At 45.6% G+C, this 12,172-nt stretch carries 14 protein-coding genes; 2 read left to right on the top strand and 12 right to left on the bottom strand.

Going from position 1 to position 12,172, the window contains the following annotated elements; translation table 11 throughout:
- Positions 1 to 9: 9 nt before the first annotated feature.
- From K0I62_RS07510 to K0I62_RS07460, 11 genes are all read right to left on the bottom strand, one after another.
- Positions 10 to 459 (bottom strand): Mor transcription activator family protein, encoded by a 450-nt coding sequence (locus K0I62_RS07510; protein ID WP_220070849.1) that lies wholly within the window; start codon positions 457 to 459, stop codon positions 10 to 12.
- A complete protein-coding gene (locus tag K0I62_RS07505) occupies positions 452 to 1,048 on the bottom strand; it encodes a gp16 family protein (protein ID WP_220070848.1) in 597 nt (198 codons plus the stop codon). Before K0I62_RS07505 ends, K0I62_RS07510 begins: the two co-directional genes overlap by 8 nt.
- Positions 1,038 to 1,196, bottom strand: coding sequence for a hypothetical protein (locus tag K0I62_RS07500; RefSeq protein ID WP_220070847.1), 159 nt, complete (start codon positions 1,194 to 1,196; stop codon positions 1,038 to 1,040). Before K0I62_RS07500 ends, K0I62_RS07505 begins: the two co-directional genes overlap by 11 nt.
- A 100-nt stretch (positions 1,197 to 1,296) precedes the next feature.
- Entirely contained in the window at positions 1,297 to 1,587 is a 291-nt protein-coding gene (locus tag K0I62_RS07495) for a hypothetical protein (RefSeq protein ID WP_220070846.1), read from the bottom strand.
- Between the two features lie 23 nt (positions 1,588 to 1,610).
- Positions 1,611 to 2,231 carry a DUF3164 family protein gene (locus tag K0I62_RS07490; RefSeq protein ID WP_220070845.1) on the bottom strand — a complete coding sequence of 207 codons (621 nt, stop codon included), beginning with the start codon at positions 2,229 to 2,231 and terminating at the stop codon, positions 1,611 to 1,613.
- Between the two features lie 3 nt (positions 2,232 to 2,234).
- On the bottom strand, positions 2,235 to 2,441 hold the full coding sequence (locus K0I62_RS07485; RefSeq protein ID WP_220070844.1) for a hypothetical protein: 207 nt from the start codon (positions 2,439 to 2,441) through the stop codon (positions 2,235 to 2,237).
- Positions 2,431 to 2,973: a helix-turn-helix domain-containing protein gene (locus K0I62_RS07480; RefSeq protein ID WP_220070843.1), complete on the bottom strand. Its 543-nt coding sequence runs from the start codon at positions 2,971 to 2,973 to the stop codon at positions 2,431 to 2,433. Before K0I62_RS07480 ends, K0I62_RS07485 begins: the two co-directional genes overlap by 11 nt.
- Entirely contained in the window at positions 2,966 to 3,541 is a 576-nt protein-coding gene (locus tag K0I62_RS07475; protein WP_220070842.1) for a hypothetical protein, read from the bottom strand. The genes K0I62_RS07480 and K0I62_RS07475 overlap by 8 nt, the downstream gene beginning before the upstream one ends.
- Before the next feature lie 43 nt (positions 3,542 to 3,584).
- Complete coding sequence (locus K0I62_RS07470; protein WP_220070841.1) at positions 3,585 to 4,319, bottom strand: AAA family ATPase; 735 nt, start codon at positions 4,317 to 4,319, stop codon at positions 3,585 to 3,587.
- 74 nt (positions 4,320 to 4,393) lie between these two features.
- A complete protein-coding gene (locus K0I62_RS07465) occupies positions 4,394 to 6,616 on the bottom strand; it encodes a DNA-binding protein (protein ID WP_220070840.1) in 2,223 nt (740 codons plus the stop codon).
- Positions 6,609 to 6,839: a helix-turn-helix domain-containing protein gene (locus K0I62_RS07460; protein WP_220070839.1), complete on the bottom strand. Its 231-nt coding sequence runs from the start codon at positions 6,837 to 6,839 to the stop codon at positions 6,609 to 6,611. Before K0I62_RS07460 ends, K0I62_RS07465 begins: the two co-directional genes overlap by 8 nt.
- 239 nt (positions 6,840 to 7,078) lie before the next feature.
- Here K0I62_RS07460 and K0I62_RS07455 point away from each other — a divergent pair, with 239 nt between their 5' ends.
- Entirely contained in the window at positions 7,079 to 7,789 is a 711-nt protein-coding gene (locus K0I62_RS07455) for an XRE family transcriptional regulator (RefSeq protein ID WP_220070838.1), read from the top strand.
- A 372-nt stretch (positions 7,790 to 8,161) separates the two neighbouring features.
- On the opposite strand, the gene K0I62_RS07450 is transcribed toward K0I62_RS07455, so the two are convergent.
- Positions 8,162 to 8,422: an RNA-directed DNA polymerase gene (locus tag K0I62_RS07450; protein WP_258405109.1), complete on the bottom strand. Its 261-nt coding sequence runs from the start codon at positions 8,420 to 8,422 to the stop codon at positions 8,162 to 8,164.
- Positions 8,423 to 9,431: 1,009 nt separating this feature from the next.
- Between K0I62_RS07450 and K0I62_RS07445 the strand changes: the two genes are divergently transcribed.
- Entirely contained in the window at positions 9,432 to 12,140 is a 2,709-nt protein-coding gene (locus K0I62_RS07445) for a TonB-dependent receptor plug domain-containing protein (RefSeq protein WP_220070837.1), read from the top strand.
- Positions 12,141 to 12,172: the final 32 nt, after the last annotated feature.

Below are 12,172 nucleotides of genomic sequence, written 5' to 3'. Positions count from 1 at the left end.
CGCACAATGTTAAAACAACCTCCTCTGCTTCCTTGCCACAAACGCGACTCTTTGCTCGGCAATGATCTGACTGACACGGCGCTCAGTGAGTCCATAGTCGCGCGACAACTGCTCTAGGTTATTGCCTTTGAACTCGCGCCAGATGCGGATATCACGCAGGGCATCTTTGAGGCGTTCGCCGTTGGGAATATAGATGTCGCGGCCACCAAGATAAGTACTTAAGGTAGTGGCGAGCGCCTCGCTAATTTGTACTGAGTTGCTAATGGCCTGCCCCTCTAGTGTCACGCGCATTAGCTCACACAGGCTTTGCAGGGTTGATGGCCAGCGCTTGATGAAGTCTTCGCGCTCATCGGGCTTAAGGTTTTGCAGGGTTTCAAGGGCTTGTTCAAGCTCTTGGTGACTGGTTTGCAGCAGGTCCATCTGTTCTTCACGTGGTCCGTTACGAGATAGATTACTCATGTGTTGCCCCTCCGTAGGCTGCGTTTAAATATAGGTCAACAACTTGGTTGTAGCCAAGGGTTTGATCGTTTGATTTTGTGCTATTACTCGCCGTTCTTAGTGCTATACGCTCTAACAGTTCGCGGCGGTGCCAGTTTTTAAGACTTTCGAGCACACGATAAGCTTGTTGCTCGTTAAGCCATGCAGTGCTGTCTATCAGCTGTTGTGATTTGGTGATGCGGCGCACATAGGCATCGAGCGCGGTTTCGCTGGCGTCTTGTATGACATTGTGATGGCCCATGGTGATCCACACAGCGCGGATTTTATCGATCATGGCCACTTTAGCGCTGCCCGATTTAGGGCTTAAGCGCTTACCTTTAACACCTGTTTGACGACTAGTTGAACGGGGTTTAAAGCCTTTTTGTTTAAAGCATTCTAGGGCTTGCTCAAGTTCACTTAGGCTCATGGCCCGCAATGAGTCTTTACCAGTGGCCGCGTTAAGCATGCTGCGGTATAGCTCGTTATCGAGACACAGCTGGCCTTTGGCTATGTTGATCAAGGTGATCAGCCGTTTCTTGTTTTGCGTAGGTTGTGCGGTATTATTTTGCATGCTTACCTCCCTTTTGCTGCCAATGTGGGCAGTTTTTGTTTAGCCAGTCTTTAGCTAGGTGTTCTTTTTCAGCCTGTTTTGTACGTGGTGGTGCTACCCAGTCCATGACGTATTGCAGTAAAGACTGGGCATAGGCATTTAATTTCATTGTTGCTCCTTGGCTGCTCATCACTCTTGTTATAAAAAGCCCTAACACCACATCAGGCAGACCAACCCACGACGACCGTGGGCGGTTTCGCTTATATTGATTAACTTGCTTCTTGCACCATGGGGTCGATATTTTTTAATGAGCGGCTCATAAAGAAGCCAATGAGCCTGCGTTTTTCTCCGGCGTACTCAGGGCTTAACTCTTTCAGCTCATTAATTAGCGCTGCGCCGATAAGCAGGCAATAGTGCGGCGTGCTTGCCGCCATGGTGCTGAGTTCACTGCGCAGGGTTTCAAAGTTGGCCTCAAGTAACGCAGCAATGCGTAACTTAAATGCCACGCGATCTAAGCTGGCTTGGTTTTGGTCAAACAACTGCTGGGTTGAATTGCTCATAACTTGCTCCTTGCATCGCCCCGCTAAAGGGTGCTGATATCCATTGATAATTGAACATACTTGCCGTTAGGTAGGCGCTCATATAAGCGCAGATATTCGCTGGTACCTGTGATTTGAATGGCGTCGGCGATGGCGTCCATGGCCTTTTTCCAGCTAGCATCGTCGATATCGAGCTGGCGCAAACTTAGCACCTGGTTAACGTTGATTTGACCTTGTTGATCTACCCTAAACGCATGCTCAACCATGGCCATGAGGCGGTCATCTGCCCCACCAGACCAAGAATGAATGCACTCATCGATAAGGGTTTTAGCGGTTTGAATACGCTCATCGAAAACACGGTGCTCACCGACCGCGCGGCGCACCTGATACTGACCGTCGAAACTGGTTAGCGAGACATTGCCTTTTTTGCCCCCCACGTTGATACCGTATTCACTGCCTGAAAGGTCAACAAAATCGGTGATCTGACTCATGGTAGCGAGTTTGAAATCGAGCATGGCTTGGCGTAACGCTTTGGCTTTAATGACGATATCGCTGACCACTTCATCACGTAGTTTGTCTACGGGTTTAATTCGCGCTTCGGGTACTAAATCGCCCTTGGCATTTTTGCGATAGCCCGCAGGGATAGTGTTGGTTTGACTGTTCATTGATTACTCCTCGTTCCAGCGCACGGTGACGCCATGAAATTGCACTACGCAGCTGCGGCGACGAATGCCCTTAATGTTTTCGATGATGTCGACTGCCATGGCCTTAAAGTCTTTGGTTGGGCGGTCAATATGGATCACTTTGTTTTTACTGCTGAGCACCTTGATGCCACGCAGACGCAGCGCGGTAACGACATTGATGTTATTGGTCATTTTGATTTCTCCCTGTGGCTTGTTGCTGCAGCAGTTTGTTGTACCTAAGCTCTAGCGCCTTTAACTCATCTTTTAGCAGGCCGCAAAGCTGCCTTAATCCACCGCCATCGGTTTGAGATTGACGCTCTAGACGGTTGTAGGCCGCATCAGCGCTATAGCGTTTTGGCACATTGCCAACCGAAAAGTCGGCCTGTATAGCGATACGTTTAAACTGTTGCTGTGCTGGTAAGGTGGAGTGTGGACAGCCACCACGACAGGCCCGATATAACCGCAGTTTTAAAGGGTTGCTAGTAACGGTGTTGTTTTGGTGCTTGTCACACTGATGCAAGGGGATCTCTCCCATGATGGGACAGACAACCGTGCGGTGCATGTAAGCGCCCTCCACTAGCTTTCGCATACGAACGAGATCGCCAGGATACTTGCTGTTTATCAGCTGACTGATAACCGTCTTTGATACCCCAAGCTGTTTTGCAACGGCTTCTTGCCCATGTTCGTTAGCCTGCAAGGCTAATATTTGCAGCCATTTACTCATTACCGCGCTCCTTAAATGGGTAGAAGGTTTGGGTGTTTTGGTCCCACATACCTTGCTTTTGCGTGGTTGGATATAGACGCCCAAGATCCTTAATCAACATGTACTTCACGCAGGAGTAGCCACTTTGATTGAGAAAGCGTCCTTGCTTGCGAATAAAGCCAGATTGCTCTAGGTGCCACACGTAGTTGTTAATCAGCGACAACGACGCATTAGTGGTGGTTTGCAGCAGCTCTACACTGAACGAGCGATGAATACGGATGGTGTTCCATATTTGCTGTGACCGAGTGCCTTTTTTAATGCGGCGTTCTTTACGTTTGGGGGCCATAGGCATTTGCAGCTGCAACGCCTGACGCTCGATACAAACGCGATAGAGTGTGCCTTGGTACTTGTTTCTTTTGTCGATCACTTCAATCGCTCGCTTTCTGATTAACGAGCGGGTGAAGCCGACGACTTTATTGGTTTTAATATTCAAAGTTTGTGCAATCTCTTTACAGCTAAATGTTTGCCGACTGCACATGAGTCCCCAAGCTTGATGCCTTATTGAGCTAGGGTTTGTAGGGCTATTCATAGGTTATCCTTATCTATTTTTTATTAGCGCACAGATGCCTGGTTTAGACTTGACGGCGAGTGTGATTAAGGAATAACTGACCATCGCCCCATACCGCTTTGTCTACAAAATCAAGTTCGTTGGACAAGGCGAAGCGCTCAATTTTTTCGAGTGCGATTAGGGTTCGACGCACCTCGCCACCGCTGCGTTGGCGGATGTAATCAAGTAGGTCTTCGCCCACTTCGACATCAATTTCGAGCAGCTCGGAGGCAAACATTGAAACGTCTTCATTGTCGGCAGGCATAAACTCCACCCATTCAGAAATACGATTAAATAACTGTTTGCGGTGGCTAATGCGGCGGGCAATTTCTTCCATGCCGATAAGCACTACAGGTAACTCGGTGGCATCGTAGATATCGCGGATGGTTTCCATGGTTTTGGACTGGCCGACAATGTGGTCAGCTTCGTCGACAAACAGGGCTATTTGCTGCTCGTTCATGGTGTTAATGATGAAGTCAACCGACTTACGTAGCGGAAAAATAGGCTCGCTACCTAGCTCTTTCATTACGCGGGCTAGAAAACTGCTAGGGGTATCGGTAGCGCAGCAACGAACAAACGCTGGCAGGCTGCCCATGCTAGTCAGTTGGTTAACCATGTAGGTTACTGTTGTGGTTTTACCGAACCCGCTGGCACCGTGGATTAAGCCGATACCAGGGGTGATATCGCTACGGCTTTGCAGGTTTGCAAACATGTCTTGGGTGCGTAGGACATTTTTTACTTCGACGATTTTATGTTTCATAATGGCATTCCTTTGGTTTACGTTGGTTTTACTTGCTTGTAAGGCTGTGAGCCTTGGGTTTAAAGGCTGAGCAGCTATTTCACTTGGCGGTGTTGCTGCTCAGCTTTTTTCAAAATTCTGTCTAAACGATTACGCTGTAATACATTGTTTAGGCGGTACTTCTTAAGCCAATCCTGTTCTGTTTGAGTAAGCGGTTTGATTAATGAGTTTTCGGTAAGCATTACTGCTTTTTCGTGATCGCTACGAACGATACGTGACTCTTGAACGGCCATAGACTCTTTGCGTTTAGCAATGGCCTCTCGCTGACGTTCGATGGCGGCCAGTTCAGTGTCACTCAGTTGATGTTGCTTGTTAGTGGTAGCGTGACTTAAGCCTGAAATGGCGTTGTTGTCGTGCCCAGTTGTGCGCTCGATATAGCTGAGGCTGGCCCGCTGTAGTTTCTTTTGTGCCAGTTCGTCGGCATAAAGTGAGTCGATACCAAACTCTTCTTGCAGACGCTTGGCCGATTTACGAAATGCGGCCAGCTCTTTTTGTGTTTGCTTACGACGCTCACGAAATTCGCTTGGGGCAATGCCTCGATTAACTAGATCCATGTTGACGGCATCGACGTAGGTGTCCCATTGATCAATGGGGTAAAGCGTTGCACGTCCGATATCACAAGGGTCGATAAATACTCTGACGGTTTGGCGCTGCCATGCTGCTTCCATGAGTTCGGGTGCGGTATATTGCACGCCATCAGCCTTGACACTGCCGCGCACAACTTTGGCTGTACCGATGAAATTGAGCAGATAATCTAGGGTATGAGTATTGATGATCGCGCGCTTGCGATAACCTGAGCTAGCATAGAGTTCAAACGGTGTTTTACCCGTTTTATCATGCGGCACATGGTTATAGTCGAACTCTAAATAATCGTTAAGTGCCTGCTGCAGCTGCTCTGGCGTGAGCGCTAGGCTTAGACGTTCTGCTTCAGCTTGCTTCTTGCCTTCACCAATACGTTTGGCAAAGTTATACATGGCTTCGATTTGTTGGCGATCACTGACGCTGTGGCCGATGTACCCTGGCATTTTTTCCATGAGTACACGGCTCATGGTGCCAAAGAAGCGCTCGATAAAGGGCTTTTCCCAACCACTAAAGGCGTTGGCTTTTGACAGCTTTAAATCGAGTAGATTAAAGATGGTAGTTGTACGGTTTGAAACATAGTCACTACCGTTATCGGTACGCATGATCGCGCCCTCTTCTGGTAATCCCCACTCTAATAGTGTTTTACGCAGTAATAGGCAGATGGCTTCGCTGTTAGACGTTGGCGCGACAATCAATTGCACACGGTGGGTATATGCATCGATCACCGCAACGATACTGTGGCGCTTGAGCTTACCGTTTACATTGAGTTCAACATCGGTGGGCGTTGAGTCAAATTCCCATACCTGATTTGGCCCATCGATATGCGGATACATACGGGCAAATAGTGGGCGGTATTTATCTGTGTATTGCGTAGGGTTAGTGGTAAAGGCATGCTCTAGTTCATACTTGGCAGCGTATTGATTTAACCAGCGTTTAAACGAGCTAATTGAGGGTAATTGCCAGCCATATTCATCGGCTCTAACAACCGCCATATCGCGAACTTTGGCAGCTTGCTTTAATAGGTGTGGCTTTTTGGTCACCAGTGCTAATAGAAACTCGCTTAGGCGTGGTTGTTCGTCTATTTTGGATTGTTTGACGGCTTTATATTGCGCGGTTAGCCCTATGATCCCTTGTTCAATATGGGCTTTGTGCCAACGATATAAGGTTCGTTCAGCAAGCTGCTTAACGTGTATGCGTACCTCGGCATCAGGTAATATTAGTGATGAATTAAAACCACTGATAAAAGCTTTCACTCCATCACTTTTATTACCAGCATCGATATAGGGTGTAATAAATTGTTCAAAAGCCGTTATAACCCTTTCCCGCGCTTTGGCTTTTTCTTGCTTAGCTTCACTCAGGCACATGAATTGAGCTAAGCCTTGGCTTTTACTGACGATGCGTTGATGCCTTGTTTGCTGAGCAATTACGGACTGCTGCTTTAGCGTCGATTTAGCTGCTACCGTTGCTTTACTATTGCTAACGGCAAAAGATTTGGCTCGAAGATAAGCTTGTGTTTCTAGGGGTAAGCTGTTTATGTGGTACTCAAACCCCTTGCCCTGTTCGCACTTTTGCTTTGTCCAGCCTTCTCGATTAGCTAGCTTGCGGTTGCCCTGCACTGTGGTGTACATGCCAGGCACGTTAACCAACTCTTGAAGGGTAAAATATTGCTTATCCATGGCGGCGACCTATCAAGTCAAAGTCAATTTCAACAGATAAATCACGCAGTATGGTTTGCGATACTTTGCCCCATTTAGGTTTTAATCCGGTATCTGGTGCAAACATTTGTACGCATTTTTGTACTGTGCGCGGGTTATATCCTTCCCTTAATGCCCACGAGCGACAACTAAGCCCCCTTGTCATCAATGCCGCATGGATTTGATTTGCGTTTTCAATCTCCATGTTGATTGCTCCTTATTCCACAAATTTGTGATAACATTTAATTTGTTCGCATTGCGCAAGTTGCTGGCATATACGAAAAGTAACGTTTATACGCATCGCGTACAATTGTGATGATACGATCACATTCGTACGCAGGTCAAGCACATTTATAACGTTTCTTTTCGTGTTGTTTTACACGCGTGGCGGATTACAGGCTTTTACATTTAAATTCAGCAGCATAACTAAGAAAGAAACGACGAATGAAAAATGACAACAGTGTTGCTTTTCCGACAAATGGAAAGGAAACGTTTGCTGAAAGATTAGAAATTGCTATAGGCAGCACAAGCGTACGCGCTTTTGCTAATGCTATTGATATATCTGAAGGTGCATTGCGGAAGTATTTGAAAGGTGTATCCCTGCCGCAAATTGATAAAGCCATACTGATGGCTAAGCAAGCTAACGTTTCTTTGGATTGGTTACTTACAGGCGAAGAAGCCCTGCCTGTTACTGACTCAGGCAGTAATAATGCCATTGCCATTAGTGAGTTTAATGAAGAGTTTGTTCTTATCCCTGGCTATCATGTGGCTGTAAGCACAGGGCATGGGAAACTTTGCCCTGATGAGCAAATTAAGCGTCACTTAGCATTTAGGAGCAAATGGTTAAAGTTCAGAGGTTTTGAAGCAGATAGCCTGGCAGTTGTTTTTGCATCCGGTGATTCAATGGAGCCAACGATCCACGGCAATAACACTTTGCTTGTGAACACTGCAGATACCAAGCTAACTGACGGCAGCATCTTTGTGTTGCGCTTTGGTGATGAGCTGTACGCCAAACGCTTACAGAAGCGTTTCGACGGCGATATCCTTCTTATTAGCGATAATAAGGAATATGAAGACCAGGTAGTGAAAGCTAACGAAATAGAAAAACTCCATATCATTGGCAAAGTTGTTTGGATAGGCAAAGACCTGTATTAAATGAGGTTTAAAGGGCTGTTAATCTCCAGATTGCGGCCCTTATTTCTATTTGCCAAAGCAACCGACCTAAAGCAATCATCAGCTCAAGTTTGCCAAAATAGCTGACTCAGCAATATCCAAACTCAATCTGAGCAGCAATCCACTCAAAGCCCACCACCAAAGGCTTTCCCATTAGATCCTATTAGATCTCACCTATTCTCGGTTTATCACCTTACTTGCCATACCTAATGACTGGTTACAAAAACCATCCTTATATGGTTTAGACTTTTAGCTCTATAGTCGACAGTAAAGAGCCCCTTCTGAAAAAAGTGGCTTTGTAAAAGGCCCCCTCGAAGGGAACCAAATTCACTATGTCATGTATGGACGCCTCATTTATTGTTTGAAAATGTGTAATCTCTTAGCGCGCCACTGAATCTTGCCTCGGTTAAAGGTAAATCCAAGAAGCTTGCTTTGACCTACCTTATCCATTTGGCTTTTCTGTACATTAACAACCAGTTTTAGCTTAGTGGTAAGATATTGATTAATGCTCTTGAGTACCGGTTCACTGGCCCGTTGAGACTTGACCAAAATGATAAAATCGTCCGCGTAGCGAGCGAATTTATGCCTCCCCTGGCTTCTAACCTCTTTATCCATATGATCAACATAATGTTAGAAAGTAATGGTGAGAGTGGGACGCCTTGAGGCACGCCTTCGAAACTTGCTTCAAATTGGTCATTGACCACAACGCCTGCACGTAGGTGTTTACCAATAACTTTAATCTTCATGATGAACACTTCTTAAACTATTTGTCAGCTTCAAGCTTGGCATAATACTGCAAGCTTAAGTACTGAGTCGTCCATCACATCACTACACCTTGCCTGTTTTTGTTGTGATTTAGTCTGCTTATGGCGTTGAGAAAAAGCTCCTAAAGCCCAATTCGATGGGTAACAGCCTGTCCTCTAGATGCTCATTACAAGCAAGCCCAAAGCGATAATAACCACCGACTGAAGTTGGTGGTTTAGGGCTAATAAATTAAACCGTCGTTTTCACAGTTTCACATTACCAAACCAGCCCATGAACAACGAAATAAACAACAAAAAGAGGTCAAATAATCCCTACTTCCGAGGTTGAATTTGATTATAAATGACAAAAAATCAAGATAAATACGACCAAATGATACCGAGTTGTTAATAAAAACAACCTACCCTCCAATGAATAACGAGCAAACATCACCGAGACAATGCTCACAAATAACCTAATTCCACAATATTTTTCAAATTTTAATGATTATTTTTAAATAACATACAAACCATTTAAAAAACCAAAAAACAACAATAATAAAAATAAAATAAAACACAAAAACAACAAAAAGGAACACAAAAAAACACAAGCAACCAAAATAAAAAACAATAAGCCGGTGCCACAAACAAATCGAGGCGAAAAAAACAACAACCGGCCCGACAATGTTGGCGGATTGTTAATATAAAGATAAAATAAACAACCGTTTACCTGGAGTTTCACCTGTGGCGAGGATGTTGCAGTTGTTATCTCGCTATGATTATATCAATGACGAAGTAAAGACATTTCAATATAAGTATATATTTGAGAAGTTTTTACTAATCAATATTAAATCAAAAACAAAATAAGTCTCAGGGAGAAAAAAATGCAGCCAAATTCTATATTGGCCAAAGCTGTGCGCTTTGCGTTAATTGGTGGTGCAGCTACTGCCGTATTAAGTGCACCAGCAGTTTACGCTGCGGATGAAGATAAAGTTGAACGTATTGAAGTAACTGGTTCGCGTATTAAACGTACCGATATGGAAACAGCAACACCCGTTACAGTAATGAGTGCTGATGATATGGCGAAGCAAGGCTTCACCAACGTTCAAGACGCATTAGAAAGCTTAACTTCGACGACTGGCGCAATGACTACGCAGTCTGTTCACGGCTTCACGCCTGCCGCCTCTTCAATCAGCTTACGTGGTGCGGGGGCTAACCGTACATTAACGCTGATCAATGGTAAGCGTCTAAACCAATATCCAAAGCCATCAGGTGGTACAGACAACTTCGTCGATACTGCCAACCTACCGATGGAAGCTGTGCAGCGTATTGAGATTCTTCAATCTGGTGGCTCCGCGATTTACGGTGCCGACGCTGTTGGCGGCGTGATCAACATTGTCCTGAAAAAAGACTTTGAAGGTGCAGCCATAAAATACCGTCATGGTGACACCACCAATGGGGGCGGCGGCAGTGATCGTATTGCATTATCACTAGGTACATCTTCTGATCGAGGTAATGTATCTACATTTATCGAGTTCACCGATAACGAGCGACTCAATGCAACCGATCGTAAGAACTTTGGTCTGCACACAGACAAAGTGCCTCACAGTGAGTTTTCGTCGTACAGTTCATATGGTGCACGTATCGCTGCGGTTGCTAGGGAAGATGAAACCATTCCAGTTGGTCAACGCAAACTAACCCCTGAAGAGTGTACAGCTGGTGGATTCCTTTGGACTGGCTCAACTTGTGGTTTTGACCGCTCTGAGTGGCGCGACCTTCAACCTAAGAGTTCACGTTTCATCAGCTCTACTAATTTCAACTATGAGTTGGCTGATGACGTTAGCTTCGTAGGTCGCCTAGACTTCGCCGAAGCGAAATCAACCACCAACATCGAGCCTATGGCTATCAATGACTACGATATCACAGTCGCAGGCAACGGCGTTACCGTAAGTAATGGCAATCTAAGCAAGACTTTCAACGACAAGACGACTGCCCTAGGCGGTGACTTTGCCAACGCAGAAGATGGCGACTACTACTACGTGCGTCGTCTACACGAGTTCAGCAACCGCGCAGGCGAAACCAAGACTCGTAACTACTTCTTCACCGCTGGCTTTGAAGGCACTGTCGCAGATGAGTACAGCTGGGATGCTTCTGTGAACTACGGTCGCACTAACGTTGATGTATTCCGTAGTGGCTATGCAACTATTGGTGGCATGTTCGATTACATTACAGACGGTGCAAACGGCAACTCTTTACTTAAAAACATGAGTGCTGAAGATGTAGAGCAAGCTTCTTACTCTCCATTTGAAAAAGCACAATCAACACAAAAGAACGTACAAGCTAATATCTCAGGCGCAGCATTTCAGATGCAAGGCGGTGAAGCACAGTTCGCTTTTGGTGCCGAGTACACAAAACAGGATTACGAGACGAATACCGACTCAGAGTCTAAGAAAGGTAACATCTTAACAACTGGTGGTTCATCTGGCGCTGGCGAACGTTCATACTGGGCAACTTATGCTGAATTAAGTATGCCAGTACTCGATCAAGTAACGGTTAATGCTGCAGTTCGTTACGACCGATATGACGACTTTGGTGGTAACGTTTCACCACAGTTAACCGTTGAATACCGTCCTCTTGACGAGCTATTGGTTCGTGGTTCTGTAAGTTCTGTATTCCGTGCTCCTGATATGCATCGTGTTTACGGTGATGCAACCAAAGGCTTCTCAACAGTTATTGACTTTAAGCAATGTACAGCTCTTGGTGGAGTCCCAGGTACAGCTTACGACAATAACCCAGCACTAAATGAAGTGTGTAAAGAACTTCATATTGACACCACAACGGGCTCTAACAAAGATCTGGAACCAGAGACTGGTTACACAGCTAACATTGGTGCGGTTTGGGGAAGTGATTCACTAAATGCTTCGATCGACCTATGGGAGTGGAAACTCGATGACATGGTTAGCGATATCGGTGCTAGTAAAGCTGCTCGTGAATATGAGCAGTATGAAGACATGATCACTCGTGACGCATCAGGTAAAATCACTCACATTAATGATGTAGCACAAAACCTCGCTTACCAAAAAGTACGTGGTCTAGATATCACTGCTGGCTACAACTGGGATCTTAACAACTTCGGTGAGCTAAAACTGAACTTCAACGGTACTTACATTCTGTTGTCAGAGTTCCAACTATCACCAACAGATCCAGTTGAAGATGATATTGATAACGGTGGCCTACCACAGTACCGCGCGAATCTGGTACTAGGTTACTTTATCGAAGACTTCGAAGCGACATTGGGTGCCTACCACACAGCTCGTATGCATGGTATCGAATATAAGACATTTAAGGAAGCTGCACTAGAAGATCACGAAGTGTTTGATGAAAGCGCACATGAAGTCGCTTCTCAAACCAAGTGGAACCTAACTGCAGGTTACACTTTCAATGATACTTTCAAGCTAAAGGCTGGTGTAGTTAACCTGTTTGATCAAGGTCCTAACTTCGACCCAACCGATACTTCTTGGCCACACTACCCACGTTCAGCGTACAACGCACGCGGTCGTGAGTGGTTCATCGAAGGTGAAGTGAAGTTCTAAATTATTCGCTCTTCAACGACAAAACGGCATCC

Origin of the sequence: Shewanella psychrotolerans (assembly GCF_019457595.1) — a bacterium.
GTDB classification, from domain to species: Bacteria; Pseudomonadota; Gammaproteobacteria; order Enterobacterales; family Shewanellaceae; genus Shewanella; species Shewanella psychrotolerans.
The sequence above is the reverse complement of the archived record's forward strand: the minus strand, read 5'-3'. Positions and strand labels throughout refer to the sequence as shown.

Excerpts from the sequence above, each read along its gene's own strand:
- K0I62_RS07505 (WP_220070848.1), bottom strand. The coding sequence starts at position 1,048 with ATGCAAAATAATACCGCACAACCTACGCAAAACAAGAAACGGCTGATC.
- K0I62_RS07485 (WP_220070844.1), bottom strand. The coding sequence starts at position 2,441 with ATGACCAATAACATCAATGTCGTTACCGCGCTGCGTCTGCGTGGCATC.
- K0I62_RS07450 (WP_258405109.1), bottom strand. The coding sequence starts at position 8,422 with ATGGATAAAGAGGTTAGAAGCCAGGGGAGGCATAAATTCGCTCGCTAC.
- K0I62_RS07445 (WP_220070837.1), top strand. The coding sequence starts at position 9,432 with ATGCAGCCAAATTCTATATTGGCCAAAGCTGTGCGCTTTGCGTTAATT.
- K0I62_RS07500 (WP_220070847.1), bottom strand. The coding sequence starts at position 1,196 with ATGAAATTAAATGCCTATGCCCAGTCTTTACTGCAATACGTCATGGAC.
- K0I62_RS07480 (WP_220070843.1), bottom strand. The coding sequence starts at position 2,973 with ATGAGTAAATGGCTGCAAATATTAGCCTTGCAGGCTAACGAACATGGG.
- K0I62_RS07510 (WP_220070849.1), bottom strand. The coding sequence starts at position 459 with ATGAGTAATCTATCTCGTAACGGACCACGTGAAGAACAGATGGACCTG.
- K0I62_RS07470 (WP_220070841.1), bottom strand. The coding sequence starts at position 4,319 with ATGAAACATAAAATCGTCGAAGTAAAAAATGTCCTACGCACCCAAGAC.
- K0I62_RS07490 (WP_220070845.1), bottom strand. The coding sequence starts at position 2,231 with ATGAACAGTCAAACCAACACTATCCCTGCGGGCTATCGCAAAAATGCC.
- K0I62_RS07465 (WP_220070840.1), bottom strand. The coding sequence starts at position 6,616 with ATGGATAAGCAATATTTTACCCTTCAAGAGTTGGTTAACGTGCCTGGC.
- K0I62_RS07475 (WP_220070842.1), bottom strand. The coding sequence starts at position 3,541 with ATGAATAGCCCTACAAACCCTAGCTCAATAAGGCATCAAGCTTGGGGA.
- K0I62_RS07455 (WP_220070838.1), top strand. The coding sequence starts at position 7,079 with ATGAAAAATGACAACAGTGTTGCTTTTCCGACAAATGGAAAGGAAACG.
- K0I62_RS07495 (WP_220070846.1), bottom strand. The coding sequence starts at position 1,587 with ATGAGCAATTCAACCCAGCAGTTGTTTGACCAAAACCAAGCCAGCTTA.
- K0I62_RS07460 (WP_220070839.1), bottom strand. The coding sequence starts at position 6,839 with ATGGAGATTGAAAACGCAAATCAAATCCATGCGGCATTGATGACAAGG.